At 66.1% G+C, this 22,505-nt stretch carries 19 protein-coding genes and 3 pseudogenes; 4 read left to right on the forward strand and 18 right to left on the reverse strand.

Annotated features, from left to right (window positions below):
• Nucleotides 1–110: 110 nt before the first annotated feature.
• The 12 genes and pseudogenes from A5712_RS00995 to A5712_RS01040 all read right to left on the reverse strand — a co-directional run bounded on the left by A5712_RS00995 (nucleotide 111) and on the right by A5712_RS01040 (nucleotide 12,689).
• A complete protein-coding gene (locus A5712_RS00995) occupies nucleotides 111–848 on the reverse strand; it encodes a TetR/AcrR family transcriptional regulator (RefSeq protein ID WP_156766343.1) in 738 nt (245 codons plus the stop codon).
• A gap of 72 nt (nucleotides 849–920) precedes the next feature.
• Nucleotides 921–1,913 (reverse strand): AraC family transcriptional regulator, encoded by a 993-nt coding sequence (locus A5712_RS01000; RefSeq protein ID WP_068100258.1) that lies wholly within the window; start codon nucleotides 1,911–1,913, stop codon nucleotides 921–923.
• Nucleotides 1,910–2,824, reverse strand: coding sequence for an NADP-dependent oxidoreductase (locus tag A5712_RS01005; RefSeq protein ID WP_068100260.1), 915 nt, complete (start codon nucleotides 2,822–2,824; stop codon nucleotides 1,910–1,912). The genes A5712_RS01000 and A5712_RS01005 overlap by 4 nt, the downstream gene beginning before the upstream one ends.
• Nucleotides 2,825–2,958: 134 nt before the next feature.
• Nucleotides 2,959–5,823 (reverse strand): RND family transporter, encoded by a 2,865-nt coding sequence (locus A5712_RS01010; RefSeq protein WP_068100262.1) that lies wholly within the window; start codon nucleotides 5,821–5,823, stop codon nucleotides 2,959–2,961.
• Nucleotides 5,820–6,263 (reverse strand): MmpS family transport accessory protein, encoded by a 444-nt coding sequence (locus A5712_RS01015; protein ID WP_156766344.1) that lies wholly within the window; start codon nucleotides 6,261–6,263, stop codon nucleotides 5,820–5,822. Before A5712_RS01015 ends, A5712_RS01010 begins: the two co-directional genes overlap by 4 nt.
• 109 nt (nucleotides 6,264–6,372) lie before the next feature.
• Nucleotides 6,373–7,293, reverse strand: a complete 921-nt coding sequence (locus A5712_RS01020) for an SAM-dependent methyltransferase (RefSeq protein WP_156766345.1) — start codon at nucleotides 7,291–7,293, stop codon at nucleotides 6,373–6,375.
• Nucleotides 7,294–7,497: 204 nt separating this feature from the next.
• Nucleotides 7,498–9,114, reverse strand: a pseudogene (gene nrdE / locus A5712_RS32575) (class 1b ribonucleoside-diphosphate reductase subunit alpha); the annotation flags it as partial.
• Between the two features lie 24 nt (nucleotides 9,115–9,138).
• Nucleotides 9,139–10,326, reverse strand: a pseudogene (locus tag A5712_RS32580) (LAGLIDADG family homing endonuclease); the annotation flags it as partial.
• A gap of 6 nt (nucleotides 10,327–10,332) precedes the next feature.
• Nucleotides 10,333–10,890, reverse strand: a pseudogene (locus tag A5712_RS32585) (ribonucleotide reductase N-terminal alpha domain-containing protein); the annotation flags it as partial.
• Complete coding sequence (gene nrdI / locus A5712_RS01030) at nucleotides 10,860–11,312, reverse strand: class Ib ribonucleoside-diphosphate reductase assembly flavoprotein NrdI (protein ID WP_068100266.1); 453 nt, start codon at nucleotides 11,310–11,312, stop codon at nucleotides 10,860–10,862. The gene nrdI and the pseudogene A5712_RS32585, both read right to left, overlap by 31 nt.
• Before the next feature lie 40 nt (nucleotides 11,313–11,352).
• Entirely contained in the window at nucleotides 11,353–11,592 is a 240-nt protein-coding gene (locus A5712_RS01035; RefSeq protein WP_068100267.1) for a redoxin NrdH, read from the reverse strand.
• A 539-nt stretch (nucleotides 11,593–12,131) separates the two neighbouring features.
• Nucleotides 12,132–12,689 (reverse strand): NAD(P)H-dependent oxidoreductase, encoded by a 558-nt coding sequence (locus A5712_RS01040; RefSeq protein WP_369830337.1) that lies wholly within the window; start codon nucleotides 12,687–12,689, stop codon nucleotides 12,132–12,134.
• An 89-nt stretch (nucleotides 12,690–12,778) separates the two neighbouring features.
• Here A5712_RS01040 and A5712_RS01045 point away from each other — a divergent pair, with 89 nt between their 5' ends.
• Nucleotides 12,779–13,381: a TetR/AcrR family transcriptional regulator gene (locus A5712_RS01045; protein WP_068100272.1), complete on the forward strand. Its 603-nt coding sequence runs from the start codon at nucleotides 12,779–12,781 to the stop codon at nucleotides 13,379–13,381.
• Nucleotides 13,341–14,417, forward strand: coding sequence for a DNA polymerase IV (locus A5712_RS01050; protein WP_369830338.1), 1,077 nt, complete (start codon nucleotides 13,341–13,343; stop codon nucleotides 14,415–14,417). Before A5712_RS01045 ends, A5712_RS01050 begins: the two co-directional genes overlap by 41 nt.
• On the opposite strand, the gene A5712_RS01055 is transcribed toward A5712_RS01050, so the two are convergent.
• Nucleotides 14,379–15,293 (reverse strand): SDR family oxidoreductase, encoded by a 915-nt coding sequence (locus tag A5712_RS01055; protein WP_068100345.1) that lies wholly within the window; start codon nucleotides 15,291–15,293, stop codon nucleotides 14,379–14,381. The genes A5712_RS01050 and A5712_RS01055 overlap by 39 nt on opposite strands.
• Before the next feature lie 18 nt (nucleotides 15,294–15,311).
• The gene (locus A5712_RS01060; protein WP_068100349.1) at nucleotides 15,312–15,965 is read right to left on the reverse strand and encodes a TetR/AcrR family transcriptional regulator; all 654 of its coding nucleotides are present in this window, start codon (nucleotides 15,963–15,965) and stop codon (nucleotides 15,312–15,314) included.
• Nucleotides 15,966–16,089: 124 nt separating this feature from the next.
• Between A5712_RS01060 and A5712_RS01065 the strand changes: the two genes are divergently transcribed.
• Nucleotides 16,090–17,574: a cytochrome P450 gene (locus A5712_RS01065; RefSeq protein WP_068100273.1), complete on the forward strand. Its 1,485-nt coding sequence runs from the start codon at nucleotides 16,090–16,092 to the stop codon at nucleotides 17,572–17,574.
• An 81-nt stretch (nucleotides 17,575–17,655) separates the two neighbouring features.
• Here A5712_RS01065 and A5712_RS01070 read toward each other — a convergent pair whose 3' ends face one another.
• The 4 genes from A5712_RS01070 to A5712_RS01085 all read right to left on the reverse strand — a co-directional run bounded on the left by A5712_RS01070 (nucleotide 17,656) and on the right by A5712_RS01085 (nucleotide 22,106).
• The gene (locus A5712_RS01070; RefSeq protein WP_068100275.1) at nucleotides 17,656–18,129 is read right to left on the reverse strand and encodes a homocitrate synthase; all 474 of its coding nucleotides are present in this window, start codon (nucleotides 18,127–18,129) and stop codon (nucleotides 17,656–17,658) included.
• Nucleotides 18,130–18,350: 221 nt separating this feature from the next.
• Nucleotides 18,351–19,355, reverse strand: a complete 1,005-nt coding sequence (locus A5712_RS01075) for an anti-sigma factor RsbA family regulatory protein (RefSeq protein ID WP_068100277.1) — start codon at nucleotides 19,353–19,355, stop codon at nucleotides 18,351–18,353.
• 100 nt (nucleotides 19,356–19,455) lie between these two features.
• On the reverse strand, nucleotides 19,456–20,904 hold the full coding sequence (locus A5712_RS01080; RefSeq protein WP_068100278.1) for a FadR/GntR family transcriptional regulator: 1,449 nt from the start codon (nucleotides 20,902–20,904) through the stop codon (nucleotides 19,456–19,458).
• An 8-nt stretch (nucleotides 20,905–20,912) separates the two neighbouring features.
• The gene (locus A5712_RS01085) at nucleotides 20,913–22,106 is read right to left on the reverse strand and encodes a thiolase family protein (RefSeq protein WP_068100350.1); all 1,194 of its coding nucleotides are present in this window, start codon (nucleotides 22,104–22,106) and stop codon (nucleotides 20,913–20,915) included.
• 63 nt (nucleotides 22,107–22,169) lie between these two features.
• On the opposite strand from A5712_RS01085, the gene A5712_RS01090 reads away from it, so the two are divergent.
• Nucleotides 22,170–22,502 (forward strand): Zn-ribbon domain-containing OB-fold protein, encoded by a 333-nt coding sequence (locus A5712_RS01090; protein ID WP_369830339.1) that lies wholly within the window; start codon nucleotides 22,170–22,172, stop codon nucleotides 22,500–22,502.
• Nucleotides 22,503–22,505 lie beyond the last annotated feature (3 nt).

Raw genomic sequence — 22,505 nt, forward strand, 5'->3', positions numbered from 1 at the left:
GTCACGGCGGATCGGTCTTCCTGTTTGTTAGCGCAAATACCCAGTACCCAGGGTATCGGATAGGGCGAGTGTTGACGATCGCCGGGACGATGTCAACGTGCCAAAGGTCCTCAGCTAGCGGCGGGGTTGCTGGGCACCACGCTGTGAATCGGCTGGTCGGGGTCCATCGCGATGCCCAGCGCGTCGGCCGTGCCGACGAGGACGCCCATCATGATCGTCGTCAGGTGGGCGACGAACTGCTCGCGCGGCATGCGCCGCGGGCTGTCGGCTTCGGGGCCCAGCCACCACTCGGTGGCCGACGCGGCCGATCCGAAGGCGGCGTGCCCGGCCAGTTCGATCGCCGCGTGGTCCAGCTCCATTTCCCGCAGCTCGTTGTCGAACATGTCGGCCACGGCGAGGGTGATCCCGCGGCCCTCCTCCAGGATCTTGGGGCTCGCCGCGGAACGGCCCTGGATGAAGACCCGCAGCACGTTGGGATGCTGGTCGACCAGGTTGACGTACTCCTCGACAGCGCGGTGGATCACCTCGCGGGCCGAATCGGTCTTGAGGTCGATCGACGGGAAGATCGCCGCCCACAGCATGTCGCGCAGCCGCTCGCCGATCGCCTGAAACAGATCGGATTTGTCGTGGAAGTGCCGGTAAATCTTGGGCTTGGCGGTGCCGGCCTCCTCGGCGATCTCCCGCACGCTCAGCTCTGGGCCCAGGCGGTCAATGGCGCGGAACGCCGCGTCCACGATTTCGCCGCGCACCTTCTTGCGGTGTTCGCGCCACCGTTCACTGCGCGCGTCGACCTTGACCCCGGGTTTCACGCTCGGATGCGGTCTCGACGGTCGAGGCACTCTCACCACACCAAGCACCTTACCCCGGTGGCGCCGCTGACCTGGGCAGACCGGCCATCCGCGGCTCGGCGCGCCGACGCGTCACCGTGGCGCGCGCAGTACCTCGCTCGGAGATCGGCCGAACTCCCGGCGGTAGTCGGCCGCGAACCGGCCCAGATTGCCGAACCCCCAGCGGTACGCGACGGCCGCGACGGTCGTTCCGTCCTCGATGGACGACCGCCGCAGGTCCGCGTGCGCCCGAGTGAGACGGATTGCCCTCAGGTATGCCATGGGCGTCGTGTCCAGGTGCCTCCGGAAGGCCTCCTGCAGGGCACGGGTGCTCAAGCGCACCGCTGCGGCGACGTCACCGATCCGGACGTCCTCGGCTGCGGATTCCTCAAGGTAGGCGATCGCGCGCCGAACGGCCGGCGACTTGACGCCACCGCTCGGGCCCCCGCCGGCCGTGTGGAGAATCCCGGGATAGGCCTCCACGAGGCTTGCTATCAACATCCGCCGCATCTGCGCGGTCAGCAGAGGCCCGGATGCCAAGAGCCCGTCCGGTCCGGCGTTTTGGAGCAGGATTTGCATCACCTTCGCTACGGCCTTCGATGCCGGTTTGGACGGGTGCCAGCTCAGCGGGAATCGGATGGCCGCCGGCCGGCTCGCGCCGGTGAACTCGGCAGCGGTCGTCTCGAAATCGGTGCGGGGGATTCGCACATGGAAGAGGTTGCAGTTTTCTTCCCAGCGCAGCCGATACGCCGTGTGCGCGTCCAGCACCAGGTGTTCGCCGGGCGAAAGGAGCCGTTCCCCACTTGCGGCGCGGGCCGCGAACCGCCCGCTGATCTGCTGGGATACCAGGAAGAAGTCGTCGAACGTCGACGATTCCAGAAGCGTGATGCCCGATCCATACGACAGGGAGTAGACGCCCAGGCCGTGGGTGCCTCCCTCGGCATGCCGCGCACGGAACGCCGACAAGCTGCCGCGGACGGTGAGGCGGTGGGGACAGTAGACGGACGCGATTTGGGTTCGCGCCTCTTCCGGATCTTTGGTATCGGTTCGGATGCGCAGACCCTCGATCGCCAGGCCAGGGCTCATGTGACTGCGACGATCGTCTTGCCGTGGCCGCGGCACGCGGGGTCGAACGCGCGGGGTGCTTCGGCCAGTGAACATACCGTTCCGACGATCGGGTGCAGCCTTCCGTCGCGCAGCATCCGTTCCAGCGCGGCCAAGCCCGCCCGGTCGGGTTCGACGACGAAGAAGATCGAGCGCGCGTGCTCCGGTTCAACCTCCGGCGGTTCGGCGATGGTGATCAGCGAACCGCCGGGCCGCACCAATGCCGCTGAACGCTTGAGGATTTCACCGCCGATCACGTCGAATACCACGTCGACCGAGCCGACATCCTCCAGCCGATCGGATTGCAGGTCCACGAAAGCGTCGGCGCCCAGGCCCAGCACGGTCTCCCGGTGCTTGCCGCGGCCACTGCCGATCACGCGAGCCCCGGCATCGCGGGCAAGTTGCACCGCCATACTGCCGACGGCGCCGGCGGCGCCGTGCACCAGAACGGTCTGGCCCGTGCCGAGCTGTGCGTGCAGGAACAGCCCCTGCCACGCGGTCAGTCCTGGGAGCGCCACCGCGGCGGCCACCGTGTGCTCGATGCTTGCCGACAATGGCGCAAGATTGCGGGCCTCCACCGCGACGTATTCCGCGAGGGAGCCGTTGCGGGCCCAGTCGGTGATCCCGAAGACCCGCTGGCCCACAATCAAACCGGTTGTCCCGTAGCCCAACTCGGCGACGACCCCCGAGACTTCATGCCCCGGGATGCTGGGCGCGCGATCGTGCCCGGCGCGGTCGGTCCACGTCGCCGGCCAGTCGAGTTCCCCCGGCGTGAAGCTGGCGGCGTGGACCCGCACGATGACGTCGTTTTCCGCGGCAAGCGGATAGGGCATCTCGACCAGGGAAAGCCCGCGGAAACCGGCGGCGCGGTCACGCGCGGTAATCGCTTGCATGGCAGTCTCACCCCCAATGCCGACGGACGCTCAGCCACGGCCCGTCCGGACAACGTCACCAAGCCTGCACGGCCGCGGCGCAGTTCACCCATGGCCATTGAGCCGTCTTGTCCACAAAATGCGACACGTGCGGGTCAACGGATGTCCGCGTATTCGGTCGCGGCAACGCGTCGTGCGGTGGTCGTGCGCGGCGGTCTGGACCAGATCAGCCGGGGCCACCAGAAGAACGGTCCGAGCAACCGGGCGATGGCGGGTGTGATGAACGAACGCACGATCAACGTGTCGAGCAGCAGGCCAATGCCGATTGTGGATCCCATTTCGCCGACCGACACCAATTTGCCGGAAACCATTGCCATCATGGTGACGGCGAAGACGAGCCCGGCGGTGGTGACCACCTTGCCGGAATTGGCCACCGCTCGGATCAGACCTGTGTTGAGACCCGCCTTGCTTTCTTCCAGGTAGCGGGCGATGAGCAGCAAATTGTAGTCCGAGCCGACCGCCACCAAGATGATGAACGTGAGCGGCAGGCCCAGCCAGCTGATCGGGATGCCCAGCATGTGCTGCCAGATCAGCACCGATAGGCCAAACGCTCCCGAATAAGAGAACGCTACGGTGCCAATGATCACCAATGCCGCGATCATGCTCCCGGTGATGAGCAGCATTACCAGGAAAATCAACGCGAATGCCGCCGTGGCCGCGATGATCAGGTCGGTCTTGGCCGCATCCTGGATGTCCCAGTAGGTCGTCGCGGCGCCGCCGAGATAGACGCGTGCCCCGCCGAGCGTGGTGCCTTTCAGCGCCTCCTCGGCGGCGGGTAGATAGGTCTGGTCGTGACGGATACCTTCGGCAGTGAGCGCCTCACCGTCGTGGTAGATCATGTAGCGGGCGGCCTTGCCGTCCGGGGACATGAAAAATTTCAGGTCAATGTGAAATGAAGGGTTTCCGAACGCATCTGGTGGTAGATAGAAGAACTCGTCATTCTTCGCACTGTCGAACGCGTAGCCCAGGTCCATCATCTGACGGCCCAGCTCGTCCAACTGCGCCAACTGGGGCTCAATCGTACTGTGTTCGGCCAGAATGACCCGGTGCAGCTGGTCGAGCTGGTCCACGTTGCGGCCCAGTAGTTCGACCAGTTGTGGCGTCACCGAGTCCTGAATCAGCGCGGCCTTGAGACTCTTGTCCATCTGCTCGTCGAGCTGGTCGATCTTGTCGGTCGCGTCGAACAGCGACCGCAGTGACCAGCAGAGCGGGATGTCGAAACAGTGCTTCTCCCAATAGAAGTAGCTTCGGATCGGTCGCCAGACGTCGTCGAAGTCGGCCAGGTTGTCCCGCACCGCATCCGTGACGTCCTTCATGCCCCTCGCGGCGTCGGCGGCGACATGAGCCGCGCCCGCCTGTTGCGACGTCAGTTCCTGCTGATGACGCATCAGGTCGGTCATCCGGTTCGTGATGTCGGCCAGCTCGGCGAGCCGGGTGTTGAGGTCGGTGAGAAACGGCAGGAGTTCCTTGATCTTCGTACCCATCGAGCCCATGGTGTAAGTGAACGACGAATGCTCGAGGGGCGTCCCCAGCGGCCTGGTGACACTCTGGACCAATCCCACACCCGGAGTGTGAAATACAGTGCGTGCCACCCGGTCCAGCGCGATCATGTCGGTGCTGTTGCGCATGTCGTGATCGGATTCGACCATCAGCATGTCGCCGTTCAGCCTGCTGACCGGGAAGTGCCTGTCGCTCGCGGCATATCCCTGCTTCGACGGGCTGTCGTCCGAGATGTAGATCCGGTCGTCGTAGTTGGGACGGTAGGTGGGGAGCGTGAGCGATCCCACCAGCACCACGACACAGCTTGCCAGCAGGATCCGGCCGGGCCACCGAACCGTCAAAGTGCCGACCTTGCGCCAGATTCCCACTCCGCCGCGACGTTTCGGCTCGAAGACCCCGAAGCGGCTGCCCAACGCCAGCACAGCCGGACCGAACGTGAGGGCAGCCGCAACCGCCGTGAGCATGGCCACGGCGCAGGGAATCCCACAGGTGTTGAAGTAATTGAGCCGGGTGAACTTGAGGCAGAACGTTGCGCCGGCGACCGCGAGGCCGGACCCGAGGATGACGTGGGACACGCCGTTCACGGCCGAATAGTAGGCCGTCTCGCGGTCTTCACCCGCGTGCCGTGCTTCGTGGTAGCGGCCGACGAGAAAGATCGCGTAGTCGGTGCCCGCCCCGAGGATCAGCGACACCAGGAGGTTCGACGCGAACTCCGATATCCCGATGAACTTGTGGAAGGCGAGAAAGGCGACAATGCCTCGCCCGCAGTTCAATTCGAGCATCACCATGAACAGGACGAGGAGCGCTGTCTTGATCGATCGATAAACGACCAGCAGCATCACGCTGATCAGGACGATAGTGACGAACATGATCGTGATCAGGCTCTCGTTGCCGGCTTCGAGCATGTCCGCCGACAGCGGCGCCGAACCCGAGACGTAGACCTTCAGCCCAGGCGGACTTTTGGCCTGCGACACCAAGTCGCGCACCGCCTTGATCGATTCGTCCGACAGCGCCGAGCCGAGATTCCCGGCGATCCGCACCAGGGTGTAGGACGCCTTTCCGTCATTGCTCTGCACCCCGGCGGCGGTCGCGCCTTGGCCCCACAGGTCCATGACGTATTGAACGTGCTTGTCGTGCTGCAGTTTTGCGACCAAATCCGTGTAGAACGCGTGATCGGTTTCGTCCAGTTTGTGTTCGCCCTCGAAGACGACCATCACCAGGCTGTTGCTGTCGGACTCCTTGAAAACTTCCCCGATGTGGATGAGCGCTTTCGCCGACGGCGCATCGATCGGGACCAGGGGACCGCGGCCCGCCTCGGTAACGGGCTCGAGCTGCGGAACGAGCACGTTGAGGACGACCATCAGTGCGATCCACGCGAGGACCACGGGCACGGCGAACTTGCGGATGGTCCGCGCGACGAATGGTTTGCGCACATCGGTGACGGCGCCGTCGAGGCTCATGCGGACAGCACCTGGCACCAGACGCCGGCATGCTCCCCGGTTGCCGTGTGCTCGGAACGCACCTGACCGTCGACGGTGATGCGGCAGCCGACATTTCCTCCCGCCACCTGCGCCGTGATATCGGCGGTCGCCGTCGTCAAGACGGTTACTTCCGTGTGCGTCCAGGGCAGCGCCGCGAGGTCGACCGTGACCGCGTGAGAGTTCACGTCCCAGTAGCTGGTCCTCCCCCACCCAGCCAAATCGCCAAAGATCTCATATTCGATGCGTTTGGGATTGAACTGAGCGATCGCGAATTTGTTGCCCGGGCTTCGAGTTCGGTCCTTGGCACCGAAGGTTCCGTGGGCGGTGTCGATGACGAATCCAGCCAGGACGACCACGACGGCCACCAGGGTGGGAACCCAGAGCCTGCCGACCAACCGCCGGGATACCGAAACGCCCACGCGAATAACCTTCCCCGGGCGGTGACGACAGAAATCCAACTCACGCGGGCCCGAACCACGCGAGTGATTGGTGCAGGGGGTGATGGCGAACGCGGCGCCGACGTATCCGCTAGGTGCGCAGCGCGCTCAGCATCCTCGTGAAACTCGCGAGCTCGACGAAGCCGTCCGCGGTCGGGGCGGTCCGTCCGGCTGCGCGGAAGACGGTGGCCATGTCCAGACTCTGCGCCGTCCAGCCACGCTCGGCCACGTACGCTGCGGGGTCTGCGTGCTGCCCGGCGAAAGTGAGCCCCCGCAAGTCTATTTCGGGGTCTCGCTCATTCCATATCGGATGGAGTCTCCGGAAATTTTCACCGAGCGCGTCGGCTCTCGGGCTGTAAACATAGTCGGCTCCAAGCCGGCTGCCAGGAGCGCTCAATGCGGTGATCGCATCGAGTATTTCGTCGTGCGCCCGGGACGGTAGGTACCCGATGAGAATCCCCTCCAGGATCCAGACGGTGGGCTGGGCGTCATCGAAACCGGCTTGGCGCAACGCCGTTGGCCAGTCTTGGCGCAGATCGATGCCCAGGCAGTGGTGGCCCTCCGCCGGTGGCCAGCCCAAGCCGGTCAGGACGCTGCGTTTCCACTCGATTACCTGCGGTTGGTCGACTTCGTAGATGGACATCGCCGACGGCCAACCCAAACGGTAGGCACGGCAATCCAATCCAGACGCGAGGATCACGGCCTGCCGAACGCCAGAGCGGCACGCGTCGAGGGCGAAGTCGTCGAGGCTTCTGCTGCGCATGCCGAAATACGCGGGCATCCAGTCGGCGTCGAGGTCGCAGAAGTCGATCGTGCCGTCGAGCAACTGTCTGAACAATTTCAGCCCGACCGCTCGAACCAGCACTTCGGCGAACGGGTCCCTGATCACCGGATCGGTTTGCCTGCTGGCGACGGCTCGGGCCGCGGCCACCAACGTGGCCGTGGCGCCTACGCCTGTCTTGAGATCCCAACTGTCGTCACGGGTCCGCGGCATGTAGCCCCCTCTATTCATCGGATGCGTCCAAGACAGTCGACGGCACCCGAAGGGGGCGCCTTCTTGAAAGTCGCTGTCCGATGCAAAGTTAGGGGTGCACCCGGCACCGGTCTACCCGGATTGCGCGGCCGATGGCCGCAAAGCGCGGTGAACCCCGCCGACCAAGCCCGATGGCCGAGTGTGAGCTACGCGACGCGAGCCGCGACTACACCGTCGCGTGCGCTACAGCATGCAGGAGACGCAGCCCTCGACCTCGGTGCCCTCCAGCGCCATCTGCCGCAGCCGGATGTAGTACAGCGTCTTGATTCCCTTGCGCCAGGCGTAGATCTGCGCCTTGTTCACGTCGCGGGTGGTGGCGGTGTCCTTGAAGAACAGCGTCAGCGACAGCCCCTGGTCCACGTGCTGGGTGGCCGCGGCGTACGTGTCGATGATCTTCTCGTAACCGATCTCGTAGGCGTCCTGGTAGTACTCCAGGTTGTCGTTGGTCATGTAGGGCGCCGGGTAGTAGACCCGCCCGATCTTGCCCTCCTTGCGGATCTCGACCTTCGACACGATCGGGTGGATCGACGACGTGGAGTGGTTGATGTAGGAGATCGACCCGGTGGGCGGCACCGCCTGCAGGTTCTGGTTGTAGATGCCGTGCGCTTGGACCGATTCCTTCAGCCGCTTCCAGTCGTCCTGGGTGGGAATGCGGATCTCGGCGTCGGCGAACAGCTGGCGCACCTTGTCGGTCGCCGGCTCCCACACCTGCTCGGTGTACTTGTCGAAAAACTCGCCGCTTGCATACTTCGACTTCTCGAAACCCTTGAAATGCGTTCCGCGTTCGATCGCGATGCGGTTCGAGGCCCGCAGCGCGTGGTAGAGCACCGTGTAGAAGTAGATGTTGGTGAAGTCGATGCCTTCCTCGGAGCCGTAGAAGATGCCCTCCCGGGCCAGGTAGCCGTGCAGGTTCATCTGCCCGAGGCCGATCGCGTGGGAATCGTTGTTGCCCTGCTCGATTGAGGGCACCGACGTGATGTGCGTCTGGTCGCTGACGGCGGTGAGCGCGCGGATCGCCACCTCGATCGTCTGGGCGAAGTCCGGTGAGTCCATCGTCTTGGCGATGTTCAGCGACCCCAGGTTGCACGAAATGTCCTTGCCCACCTTGGCATACGACAGGTCGTCGTTGAACAACGACGGCGTGGACACCTGCAGGATCTCCGAGCACAGGTTCGAATGCGTGATCTTGCCCTCGATGGGGTTGGCCCGGTTCACCGTGTCCTCGAACATGATGTACGGGTAGCCCGACTCGAACTGCAGCTCGGCCAGCGTCTGGAAGAACTCGCGCGCCTTGATCTTGGTCTTGCGGATGCGCGCGTCGTCGACCATCTCGTAGTACTTCTCGGTCACCGAGATGTCGGCGAACGGCACCCCGTACACGCGCTCGACGTCGTACGGCGAGAACAGGTACATGTCCTCGTTCTTCTTGGCCAGCTCAAAGGTGATGTCGGGGATCACCACGCCGAGGCTCAGCGTCTTGATCCGGATCTTCTCGTCGGCGTTCTCCCGCTTGGTGTCCAGGAAGCGGTAGATGTCGGGGTGATGCGCCTGCAGGTACACCGCGCCGGCGCCCTGGCGCGCGCCCAGCTGATTGGCGTAGGAGAACGAGTCCTCGAGCAGCTTCATGATCGGGATGACGCCCGAGGACTGGTTCTCGATGTTCTTGATCGGCGCGCCGTGCTCGCGAATGTTGGAGAGCAGCAACGCAACTCCCCCGCCGCGCTTGGACAGCTGCAGGGCGGAGTTGATCGATCGCCCGATCGACTCCATGTTGTCCTCGATGCGCAAAAGGAAGCAGTTGTGTACGACCGTGCCGCGAATCGTATACGTATGCGTGTCCTCGACGTGGAGGTTGTACACCTTCGAGGGAACCTCGTCTGTGCGCCTCAATTCACGGATTCCGAATACGTGTCTTCCGTATACGACCCGATAGGTCGCGCGCGAGGTCCCCTTCTGGCCGACGTAGTTGTGGAGGTTCTTGCCGACGTCGAAGATGAAGTCTTCGTTCGCCCCGGGCAAACCGGGTACGAACACCTGTCCTGTCGCATTGCCCGATTGGTTGACGTATTGACGGACCCTGGACACGATCCCGTTGCGGCGCAACAGTAGCTGCACCTGATCGATCAGCCCCGGATTGACCAGGTCGAGCACCATGCCACCGGCGGTGCTGCACCCGTCTCCGCGGAACAAACCGGCCAGCAATCCACGCTGAAACTCTTCACCGGCCGTTAAGACATCGTGGGACAACCGCTTTGAGTGGTATCCCGTGCCGACCAGGGAGAGAAACAGCGACGCAACGACCTTGCTGTTGCAAATCATGCGCACCGATTGGTCGGACACACTCTGGTGGACCGCCAGGTCCGCTGCAAAGACTCGCTTGAATGCCGCGGCCAACTCCTGCTGGTACAACAATTCGTGCGTGCCGATCGTGAAGTGGATACCGTTGGGAATCCGGCCCGTAGGCCCCGATCGCTTGGAGATGTGGCCTTCGGCGACGTACCAGCCGAGGAGAAGGCCGAGGTCGTACGACTCCTCAACATAGCGATTGACCGAAACGAAGCGCATGTGATGGCGCTGCTTGTTGCGGTGTTTCCGATCGGTGTTGACCTTGCGTATCAGGCCGTCGACCTCTTCATACTCGCCTGCGCCGGCGTGCTCCATCAGGTCGTAGACACGTCGCGACCGTTGCCCCAGCGGCGCTGCCGTCACGATGAAGTCGGTGGGACGAATGTCTTTGGCAGCCAACCATACGAATCCGCTGAAGGAGTCGGCTCCGTCACCATCGATAAGTGTCTGCACATCGCGCGTGGTCCACACCAGGATGGGATGCTCGGGAGTGCACAGAATTGGTTCCTTGTGCCCGAAGTGTGAAATCGAGATGAGTGCTTGGTCGTTGGGGTTCTCAATGACGGACTCGACGACGGAGAAGGATCCGTCGTGCGAAAGCACCCGGTCACCTGCGCGCAAAGTCTCGATGGCCTGCGGCCCCTCGGGTGTATCCACCGGTGTTCCAGCCGGAAAGCAGCTGACCGGCTCGCCGCGCTGCTTTTTGCCCGAGTTCAGGAACGTCGGGGTGGCCGGCTGGAACCGACCCTCGATGATCTCGTCGACCAGCTTCTCGGCCAGCCCGGTGTCCCCGGACGCCAACGTCAGCGCCACCATGACGACGCGGTCCTCGAAGCGCTCCAGGTAACGCTTCCCGTCGAACGTCTTCAGCGTGTAGGAGGTGTAGTACTTGAACGCGCCCAGAAACGTCGGGAAGCGGAACTTCTTGGCGTAGGCGCGGTCCAGCAGCGACTTGACGAAGTTGCGCGAGTACTGGTCGAGAACCTCACGCTCGTAATAGTTTTCGCGGATCAGGTAGTCAAGCTTCTCGTCCTGATTGTGGAAGAACACGGTGTTCTGGTTGACGTGCTGCAGGAAGTACTGGCGCGCCGCGAGAACGTCCTTGTCGAACTGAATCTTGCCGTCCGCGTCGTACAGATTCAGCATCGCGTTCAGCGCGTGGTAGTCCGTTTCGTCGGGCAACACATGCGTGGCGGCGGTTACAGGCTCTGCAGTGACGGTTGGTGGCACGTCTGTTCCTTCCAGAAGTCGGCGAGACCGGCGCGGACGGCATCCACGTCGTCCGGGGTCCCCATCAGTTCGAAGCGGTAAAGGTAGGGAACGCCGCACTTGCGGGAGATGACGTTGCCCGCGTAGGCGAATTCGGTACCAAAGTTGTTGTTGCCCGCGGCGATGACGCCGCGGATCAGCGACCGGTTGTGCTCGTCGTTCAAAAAGGCGATGACCTGTTTCGGGACATACCCCCCGGCATTGATGTCCGGTGTGGCCCTGCCGCCGCCGTACGTCGGCACTATCAGCACATACGGCTCATCGACCTCGATGCGCCCGTGCAGCGGTATCCGCGTGGCGGGAACACCCAGCTTCTGCACGAAGCGGTGGGTGTTCTCCGACACGGAAGAGAAGTACACGAGGTTGGGCCCAGTGATCTCCATGGCACCGCAACCTTTCTTACCTAACGTCTGCCGCTATTGCTCAGGCGCTGAGCGCCGACTCCGCGAGCGCCTTGATGCGGTCGGGGCGGAAACCCGACCAGTGGTCGTTCCCGGCAACCACGACGGGAGCCTGCAGGTAGCCCAGCGCCATCACGTAGTCCCGCGACTCAGCGTCCAGCGTGATGTCGACCTTCTGGTAGGCGATGCCCTGCTTGTCCATGGCCTTGAAGGTGGCGCTGCACTGCACGCACGCGGGCTTGGTGTAGACGGTGATGCTCATGGATGCCGCTCCTTTGCGGAAGGGGAGAACCTGTAACGGACTGGCAACTACTCGGGTACTGCAACGAACTGCGTCTTCGCTGTGTTTCAGCGGCCCGCCAGGGCCCCAGATTCCCGTCCTGCGGCGCTGGAAGCCGAAGGCGCTGCTTCGACCTCTTCGAGCCGATTCGGGGAGGTCCCCAAGCCCGGCCAGCGTGGGGATCCTGGGATCTGCCGGTGCCTCGAAACACTACACCTAGTGGCCGACAAGTTGTCTAGATACAAGATGTTCTGAATAACAAATTTGAAATTCCCTGGTCGTAAGGCTCCGCGCGACATCCGCTCGGCGTGTCGCAGATCACAGATCGGTCTCGGGAAGCCCACGCCATCCGGTATATCAGCGGCCACCGACAACGATCGCGTGAAGGCGGCGCGAGCGGCTACCCCGCCCACCGCCGCCCGATCACCAGCAAAGCCGCCAGCGCGGGCTGGCGGCTTTGGCTATTCGGTTAGCGAAACGTCGCTGGTGGCCGGCGAGCGGCTTGTGGGTTCTCGCTAAATTCAGCCGACTTCGGCCGCCAGCTTGCCGACGACGTCGCGCACGTTCGCCGAAAGCTCGGCATGCTCGCCGGGCGCCTTGCCGTCCAGGGTCTTGAACGGCACCGAGAGCTTGAGCTCCTCGACCACCCGGGCGCCGGCGATCCCGAACGACTTGCGGGTCTCGTCGTGCGCCCACACGCCGCCGTACTGCCCGAAGCCACCCCCGATGACCGCCAGGGGCTTGCCCTTCAGCGCGCCGTCGCCGAACGGGCGGGACAGCCAGTCGATCGCGTTCTTGATGACCGCCGGGATGCTGCCGTTGTATTCGGGGGTGACGACCAGTGCGGCGTCCGCGTCGGCCGCCGCGGAGCGCAGCGCGGTCACCGGGGCCAGCGGCGGGGCGTCGGGGTTCATCGCGTGGTCGATCTCTTCGTTGTAGAACGGCACCTCGGCCAGTCCCTCGAAGATCGTGACGGTTACGCCGTCGGGCGCGACGGCCCCCGCCAACTCGGCGATCTGGCGGTTGATCGACGCCGCGCGCAAACTGCCCACGAACGTCACGATTTTGATCTCTCCCACGCGTGTTCCCTTCGGACTTTGGTCTACCATCCTTGCACGCCCCAACCGGACTATGGTCCGGTTTATTCCGGCAGCGTTAAAGTGCGGATGTGAGCGGTGTCGAGCGGTCGCGCGAGTTGCCCGTGTCGGTTCCCCAGGAACGGGGCGACGCGGCACGCAACCGCACGCTCCTGCTTCAGGCCGCGCGCAGGCTGGTCGCCGAGCGCGGCGCGGACGCGGTCACCATGGACGACGTCGCCGCCGCCGCGGGCGTCGGCAAGGGCACGCTGTTTCGCCGCTTCGGCAACCGGGCGGGCCTGATGATGGTGTTGCTCGACGAGGACGAGCGCGCCAGCCAGCAGGCCTTTCTGTTCGGCCCCCCGCCGCTCGGGCCCGATGCCCCGCCGATGGATCGCCTGGTCGCCTTCGGCCGCGACCGGATATGCTTCGTGCACACCCACCACGAGTTGCTGTCGGCGGCCAACCGCGATCCGCAGCTGCGCCACGCCGGGGCGGGCGCCGTGCAGCGCACGCACGTGCGGCTGCTGTTGGCCTCGGCGGGCACCACCGGCGACCTCGATATCCAGACCGACGCGCTGCTGGCCCTGCTCGACGCGGACTACGTGGAGCACCAACTAAACGGCGGCGGACACACCATGGACACGCTGTGCGATGCGTGGGAAAGCCTGGCGCGCAAGCTCTGTGGGCGGTGAGGGCGCCATGAGCTGGGTCCTGCATGTCGACCTCGACCAGTTTCTGGCGTCGGTGGAGCTGCGCCGCCACCCCGAACTGGCCGGACTGCCGGTCATCGTCGGTGGCAGCGGTGATCCGACCGAACCGCGCAAGGTGGTCACCTGCGCCTCGTATGAGGCACGCGAATTCGGTGTGCACGCCGGCATGCCGTTGCGCACCGCCGCCCGCCGCTGCCCTGACGCCACGTTCCTGCCGTCGGACCCGGCTGCCTACGACGCGGCCTCCGACCAGGTGATGGGCCTGCTGCGCGACCTGGGGCATCCGGTCGAGGTGTGGGGCTGGGACGAGGCGTACGTCGGCGTCGAGGGCGCGGATCCGACCGAGGTGGCCGAACAGATCCGGACGGTGATCGCGTCGGAGACCGGACTGTCGTGCTCGGTCGGCATCAGCGACAACAAACAGCGGGCCAAGGTCGCCACCGGCTTCGCGAAACCGGCCGGCATCTTCGCGCTCACCGACGCGAACTGGATGACGGTGATGGCGGACCGCCCGGTCGACGCGCTGTGGGGCGTGGGCCCCAAGACGGCGAAAAAGCTTGCGGCCCTTGACATCACCACGGTGCGTGACCTTGCGAACGCCGACGCGGAGCTGCTGACGTCCCCGTTCGGCCCGCGCACGGGCCTGTGGCTGCTGCTGCTGGCCAAGGGTGGCGGGGACGCGGAAGTCAGCGCCGAGCCGTGGATACCGCGCTCGCGCAGCCACGTCGTCACCTTTCCGCGCGACCTCACCGATAGGGCCGAAATGGATTCGGCCATAACGCGATTGGCGCGCCAGGCATTGGACGACGTGCTGGCGGGGGGACGGATCGTCACCCGCGTGGCCGTCACCGTGCGGACCGCGACGTTCTACACCCGCACCAAAATCCGCAAGCTGTCCGCTCCCACCACAGACGCGGACACCATCACGGAAGCGGCCCTGCGCGTCCTGGACCTCTTCGAACTGGACCGGCCTATTCGCCTACTCGGCGTGCGACTCGAGCTGGCCATGCCGGACTAGCGGCGCCGGGGCGGGACGCAGCGCGCGCGTGAAGATCACGTTGACCTGACGCATCGCCACGCTGTACGGCCACCAGGCCAGCCGTTTGAACGCGTACAACGCACGGATGTCGCCCGACGTGTAGATCAGGTAGCGGTTCTTCGCGACGCCGGCAAGGATCTTCTCGGCCGCCCGTTCCGGCGACACCGCGTGACCGCTGAAGCGGTCCACCCAGCGGGCGACCCGCGGGTCCTCGCGGTCGACCCCGGCGATCTCGACGGTGTCCACCAGCGGGGTCTTCACCGCGCCCGGCACCACGACCGACACCCCGATGCGGTGGCGCGCCAGGTCGAAGCGCAACACCTCGGACAGGCCGCGCAACCCGAACTTGCTCGCGCTGTAGGCCGCGTGCCACGGCAGCGCCACCAGCCCGGCCGCCGACGACACGTTGACCACGTGCCCGCCCCGGCCGGCCGCCAACATCGCGGGGACGAACGCCTCGATGACATGGATCGGACCCATCAGGTTGATCGCGATCATCTTGCTCCACTGCTCGTGGGTCAGACGGTCGACGGTGCCCCAGGCCGAGACGCCGGCGATGTTCAGCACGACGTCCATGGCCGAATGCTCGGCGTGGATGTCGGCGGCGAAGGCAGATACCTGGTCGTGGTCGGCGATGTCGAGGGCGCGGTGGGCGGGCACCGCAGCGCCGAGGGCGCGGGCGTCGGCCACGGTCAGATCGAGGCCGTCGGCGTTGCGATCGGTCAGGTACAGCTCGGCGCCCTGCGCGGCCAACCGAAGGGCGGTCGCGCGCCCGATCCCGCTCGCCGCGCCGGTGACCAGGCACCGCTTCCCCGCGAAATACCGCCCCGACGTCCTCGGAAGCCTTGGCCCCATGGCCGTGACCATACCGCGTTACTTCGGGCCGCCACCCCAGAGCGAATTCAGCCACAGCTGCTCGAGCACGCGCACGCGGCGCTCCAGGTCGTCGTGGTGACCCTGGCGCCCGGCGAGCAGCGGGTCGCCGCTCAGCGTCAGGGAGGTGGTGCCCGCCAGGGTTCGCACCAACGCCGGGATGTCGTCGCTGATCGGGTTCGCGGTTCCCGCCTTCATCTCCGCCTCGACGATCGCGGTGATCTGGCCCAGCACCACCTCGAACTGCCGCTCCAGGAGCTCGCGAATCTGAACGTCGGTGTGGCGGGCCACCTCGCAAGCCGCCATCACCGGGTCGTTGTGCGCGTAGACCGCGGCGGCGCTGCGGACCATCCGCTTGGCGAACTGCTCCGGCGATTCGCCCGGCTGGCGGGGGGCGAAGTACTGCGTGAGCTCTTCGAGTTCTTCGGCGGCGTCGGCCATGATCTGGGCGAGCACCGCGTACTTCGAGTCGAAGTAGAAATAGAAGCCCGAGCGGGCCACCCCGGCGCGCAGGCTGATGGTGCTGACCGACAGCTCCGAGAAGGGCTGTTCCTCGAGCAGGTCGCGCACCGCCTGCATGATCGCCTGCCGATGCTTGTCGCCCCGGCGGCGAATGGCCGGTTCGCCCGGATCCGAGTCGGCATGGCTGCTCACGTCATCGACCTTGCACCACGCCACAGGAAAAGCAAACTTGACAGCCGTCAAGTTTTTCCCGAAGGTATGAATCAGTGACCGCTGTCACCCGCCCCGGCCCCGCAAAGGAGCGCGAAGGAGTTTCATGGCTGCCACTATCAGCACCCCGAACTATCTGCTCGATCAGGCGCGCCGGCGGCTGACCCCGTCGTTCAACAACTTCCCCGGCATGGGGCTGGTCGAACGCAGGTTGTTGAACACGCAGTTTCCGGAGCACAAGCTCGCCGATCCGCCACCGGGCAGCGGGCTCAAGCCGGTACTCGGTGACGCGGGGCTGCCGGTCCTCGGCCACATCATCGAGATGCTGCGCGGCGGACCCGACTATCTGTTGTTCCTCTACCAGACCAAGGGCCCGGTCGTGTTCGGAGACTCGCCGGTCCTGCCGGGGGTCGCGGCGCTGGGCCCCGACGCGGCACAGGTCATCTACTCCAACCGCAACAAGGACTACTCCCAGCAGGGCTGGGTGCCGGTGATCGGGCCGTTCTTCCACCGCGGGCTGATGCTGCTCGACTTCGAAGAGCACATGTTCCACCGGCGCATCATGCAGGAGGCGTTCGTCCGGTCCCGGCTCGTCTCCTACGTCGAGCAGATGGACAAGGTCATCACCAAAACGGTCGCGGACGACTGGGTGGTCAACGATGCGCGCTTCCTTCTCTATCCGGCGATGAAGGAGCTGACCCTCGACATCGCCTCGATGGTGTTCATGGGCCACGAACCGGGCACCGACCGCGAGCTGGTGACCAAGGTGAACAAGGCGTTCACGGTCACCACCCGCGCCGGGAACGCGATCATCCGCACGGGTGTCCCGCCGTTCACCTGGTGGCGCGGCCTGAAGGCGCGCGAACTGCTGGAGAATTACTTCCGCGAGCGCGTCAAGGAACAGCGCGGGAAGGACGGCAACGACCTGTTGTCGGTGTTGTGCCAGACCGAGGACGAGGACGGCAACAAGTTCTCCGACGAGGACATCGTCAACCACATGATCTTCCTGATGATGGCCGCGCATGACACGTCGACGTCGACCGCCACCACGATGGTCTATCAGCTGGCTGCCCACCCGGAGTGGCAGGAGCGCTGCCGCGACGAGTCGGACCGCCTGATCGGCGACGGGCCGCTCGACATCGACTCCCTCGAGAAGCTCGAGTCGCTGGACTTGGTGATGAACGAGTCGATCCGGCTGGTGACGCCGGTGCAGTGGGCGATGCGTCAGACCGTGCGCGACACGGACCTGCTGGGCTACTACATCCCGAAGGGCACCAACGTGATCGCCTATCCGGGGATGAATCACCGGCTGCCGGAACTCTGGACGGACCCGCTGAAATTCGACCCGGACCGGTTTACGGAGCCGCGCAGCGAGCACAAGCGGCACCGCTATGGGTGGACGCCGTTCGGCGGCGGCGCGCACAAGTGCATCGGAATGGTGTTCGGGCAGTTGGAGATCAAGTCGATCCTGCACCGCCTGCTGCGCCGCTACCGGCTTGAGCTGCCCCGCCCGGGCTACCAGGCCGAGTGGGACTACGGCGGCATGCCGGTGCCCAAGGACGGCATGCCGATCGTGATGCGCCCGCTGTAGGGACGCGGCTCTCCCCGCGAGCAGACGCAGAATCGCACCGCGCGTGCCGTAAACATGCGATTCTGCGTCTGCTCGGCACCGTCAGGCGATCAGCCGGTTGGCGCAGGCGATCACCGCGCGCAACGCCGACTGGGTCGGATCCTCCGAGAGGCCCATGGCCCACTCGTCGCGAATCCCGTTGCTGCCGCGGATGAACGTGGCCGTGGCCGCGCCGCAACGGATCTGGTGAAACCGCAGCATCTCCACCGTGATCCCGCGCTCGTGCAACATCGCGGTGAGGGCGGCGATCGGACCGCTGGCGGCGGCGGTCGACGTGCTGATGTGGTCGCCGACCGCGATCATCGCCCGAAAGTTGCGGGCCTGGGGGCCGAGCCGCCCGGCGGGCCGCTCGGTGTCGGTGCAGGCCCAGTGCCCCAGTCGCAGCGGGCCGGCCGTGCGACCGTAGGTGGCGACGAAGGCCTCCCACGACATCGCGCCGGCCTCCTCGCGCAGCCCGCGCGGCAGGGCGGCGCCGAACTGCTCGCCTAAGGAGGGAAGGGATTTGGTAAGAGCCACGGTCTCGGTCTTCTCTGATCAGCAGGAGCGACCGACGGTAGTAGCTTCCGACCCACAGCGGGGGGTCGGTCTGGGATCAGACCCCGCTGCGGGTGCTGGCTACTACGGCACGCTGAGGAAGACGCACGAGCGCCGAGACTAGACGTCTCGGGCCGGCAATGCAAATCCGTTTCGCGCGGCCCGGTAACTTACTGCCGGACAAGCGCTTTCGCGATGACGCCCTATCCGTTCGGCCCGGGCGCCGCGTCGAACCGCAGGTAGGCCTGGATCGTCGTCCCGGCCGGGGTGGTGTGCGTGCGGACCAGGTCAGATATGGCGTTGACCAGATACAGACCGCGACTGGCCGGGCCGCTCGGGCCGGGGTCCAGGCGGCCCACCAGCGGGTCGGAGAGCCGCCCGGTGTCGCGCGCCTCACAAATCAGGTGTTCGTCTTCGCGCCAGAACGCCAGCCGGCAGGCTCCGTTGGTGTACATCAGGCTGTTGCTGGCCAGCTCCGTCGCGATCAGTTGCAGATCCTCGATGCCCTCCTGGGACATTCCCACCCAGCCGGCGTAGTCGACGGCGAACGAGCGGGCGGGCCGCAGGTCCGCCGACTTCCTGACCATGTACGTGACGGCGCCCGGCTTGGCGACGAGCGGTTGGTTGCAGCGATCCAAGACCTCGTCGGGCGCGTATTCGGCGCTGCGATGCAGCGCGCCACGGCTCCACAGCAGGGGGTGCGTCGCGCGGGCATCCGCCAGCACCGCGTCACCCAGCTCGCTCGCGTCGTAGAGGCACAACACGGTCGCCGGGTATCCGTCGAGGGCCGAGTTCACCAGCGCCTCGTGCTCGGAGCAGGCGACGATTTCCTCGTCGGTGCGTTCGGGCCAGGCGAGCTCGCTCACAATTCGCACCCGCTTGCCCTGGTGTTCGTCGATGAAGGAACCCTCCATGGCCATGAAGCGGCTCGGGTTGCGGCCGATCTCGGCAATGTCGACCATCCGCAGTTCCGTCGGGAATTCGCCACCGGGACGGGCCAGCGCGTCCCGCAGCCCGCCGAGCTTGGCGCCGGGCACCGCCACCAAAACGTTCTCGCCCCGCGCCAACCCGTCGGCGACGAAGCGAACCGCAAAGTCCAGGTACTCCGCCTGCGAACGGTAAAGAAGCCCGGAATGAACGAAACCCGAGTGGTCGGTGTATGTCCCCCCGAAGCCTCCCGTCACCGGTGCGCGCTCGCTTTCGATCACAAGTGCCAACCCCCTGCTGGACCGGCCATTCGTTACTTCCCTTGCCAGTACCCCAGACGGGCTTTCGCTATGCCGCCGAAAGCGTCACACCCGGAAGCGGCTAGAGCCACCACGAGGCCGCCGCGTCGAGGTGGCGACGGATGCGGTAGCGGGCGAGGCTGTCGTCGCCGGCTTCGATCGCCTGCAGGATCCGCAGATGCGCGTGCTCGACGGCGACGACGTCGGCCCAGTTCGGCTCCGTCTGCGCGGTGCTGGACCAGTGCCGGCGAAACAGCTCGATGATGATGCGAAGGAACAAATCCAGCAGCGCGTTGCCGGCCAGCCGAGCCAATCCGAGGTGGAAGCGGGCCTCCTCGGCGACGGCCTTGCGCACGTCGCCCGCGTGACTGTCCGGACGGGTCGCCAGAAACGCCGCGACCTCGGATTCGCTGCGCCGCTTGACGATTCTGGCGACGTTGTCGATCTCGATGGCGTCGCGAACGCAGCGCAGGTCTTCCCGCGTCGGCCTGCGGTACTGCAGGTACAGCGCGATGGTGTCGACGCTGGCCTCGGCGTGCGGTGTGGTGACGATCAGGCCGCCGCCCGGCCCGCGCCGCATCCGCGCGACCGAGTGATATTCGAGCAGCCGCACCGCCTCCCGGAACACCGCCCGGCTGACCCGGTAGCGCTCCAGCAGAGCCGTCTCCGTTCCGAACACCGAGCCGACCTGCCAGCCGTCGGCGGCGATGTCGTCGCCAATGGTGACGGCCAGCATCTCGGCGAGCTTGCCGGTCGGCGCGTCACCTTCGAGGGACAGGCCCGCCCGCAGCCGGCGCGCCCCGCGCGGCGGGGTGCCCCCGCCGGGGTAATGCCGCTGCAGCCAGGAGGTCACCGCTTCGACGTGCCGTTCGGAAAGCGTCTTGGCCCGGGCCGCGTCGCCGGAGGTGACGGCCGCGACGAGTCGCGAGTGGTCGCGGTGCATGTGCTCGACCGCCTCGATCGCCTCGGTCGACGAGTCGGCCCGGGACTGCAGGGCATAGCGCGTGGTGAGCCGCATCAGGATGTCGATGAACAATTGCAGGACCGGGCTTTTCGATTGCTCCGCCAGCGCGATGTGAAACTCGTCGCGCGGCGCCGGCAGGCCCGGGCGCCACTGCTCCTCCGCCCGCAACACCGCGCGCAACCGGTCGATGCCGGCCTCGTCGATGCGTTCCGCCGCAAGCGATGCCGCCAGCGGCTCGAGCACCAGGCGCGCATTGAGCAGGTCGACCAGCGTCGTGCCCAGGTACTCGAGGTAGATCACCACGGCGCGGGTCGCCGGGCCGGCGTCCGGCCGGCAGATCAGCAGCCCGCCGCCCGGTCCGCGGCGCATCCGGGCAACCTGGTGGTGTTCGACCAGGCGGACGGCCTCCCGCAGCACCGATCGGCTCACGCCGTATCGCTGTTGCAGGGCGTGCTCGGAGCCCAGCGATTCGCCGACGGTCCAGCCGCGTCGGACTATGTCCGCCTCGATGCGGCGGGCAATCTGCGCGGCGAGTTTTTCCGCGGGACTCCAATCGCGCTGTGCCACAAGCTATCTCAACAGGTGAGCAACATGCATCCGGCGACTGGGCCACCGCCCACGGAAACCACGCCGACCTCGGGGCGTTTCGACACCTGGCGCTCCCCCGCGTCGCCGCGCAGCTGCAGGCACCCTTCGTGCAAGGCCCAGTAGCCGTGCATACGCCCCGCCGACAGCTGGCCGCCGTAGGTGTTCAGCGGCAGCTGGCCGTCGCGGGCGATCCGCGCGCCGCCCTCGACGAACGGCCCGGCCTCGCCGTCGCCGCATACCCCCAGCGCCTCGAGCCACGCCAGGGTGAGAAACGTGAAACCGTCGTACAACTCGGCCAGCTCCAGGTCGGCGGGCGTCAACTGGGTGCGCGACCACATCTGCGCGGTCGCGTCCGACATCGCCATCTTCGGGTAGTCGTCGCGGTGGAACCAGCCGCCCGCGCCGTCGGATCCGCCGATCGCCTCCACCGCCACCGCGCGGTGCGGACAGTCGCTGGCGTACTGGGCGTGCGACACCACCACCGCGATCGAACCGTCGATGGGGACGTCGCAGTCCAGCAGGCCGAACGGCGTCGAGACCGGCCGCGCGCCGAGGTAGTCGGCCATGGTCATCGGTTCGCGGTAGACCGCAAGGGGATTCAGCGCGGCGTTGCGTCTGCCGTTGAGCGCCAGCCAGCCCAGCTGTTCCTTGGTGGTTCCGTACAGCTCCATGTGGCGGCGGCAGTTCAGCGCCAGCCAGTTCGCGGCGGAATAGGCGTGGGCCGCAACCAGGTCGTTGACGTCGTCCATCGCGCCGACCGCCGGCTTCGGCGCGCCTTCGGGCGTCTCGAACATTCGCGCCAGTGCCGGCGCGGGCGCGTTTTCCTCCCGCTTGACCGGGACCGTCCCGCCGAGCATTTGTATCGTCCGGTAGATCACCACGTGGCGCGCGCGCCGTTCGGCGACCGCGCGGCACGCCGACATCACCGGGCTGAGCAGGCCCCCGGTGCCGAAGCCGGCCCCGCAATCGGCCGCCTCGATGCGCAGTTCGGCGTTGACGTCCGCGGCGGGGGTGTCGCCGAGGGTGGCGATCCCGTCGATGTCGGCCGGCGACAGGCCGGCGTCGGCGATGGCGGCACGCACCGCCTCCATGGTCAGTTCCAGGCCCGGGATCCCGGTGCGACGGCCGATTCGCGAGATGCCGAGGCCGGAGATGATCGCGTCCTTTTCGAAGTAGGTCATGTGCACCATCCGTCCAAGCAACCCGCCACCCACACCGAACCAATAGAGTGTACTGTATTGGCCGTGTCAGGCGAGTTGCTCATCGAACACTGCGACGCGTGCGCGCGCTGGGTGCACCCCGCGGCCGGCGAATGCCGGGACTGCGGCGGCCCGCTGGTGGCGAGGCCGGTGTCAGGCCGGGGCACCGTGTTCACCTACACCGTCAACCACCACCCGTACAACCCCGAGATCCCGACACCCTACGTGATCGCGATCGTCGAACTCGCCGAGCAGAGCGGGCTGCGGGTGGCCGCCAATATCGTTGGCTGCGAAGCGGATTCGGTGACGTGCGGCCTGCCCGTCGCCATCCAGCCCGAGAAAGGCAGCGGCGGCGCACCGCAATTCGCCCCGGCCTAGCGC

Origin of the sequence: Mycobacterium sp. E2327, assembly GCF_001672675.1 — a bacterium.
In the GTDB taxonomy this organism is placed as follows: domain Bacteria; phylum Actinomycetota; class Actinomycetes; order Mycobacteriales; family Mycobacteriaceae; genus Mycobacterium.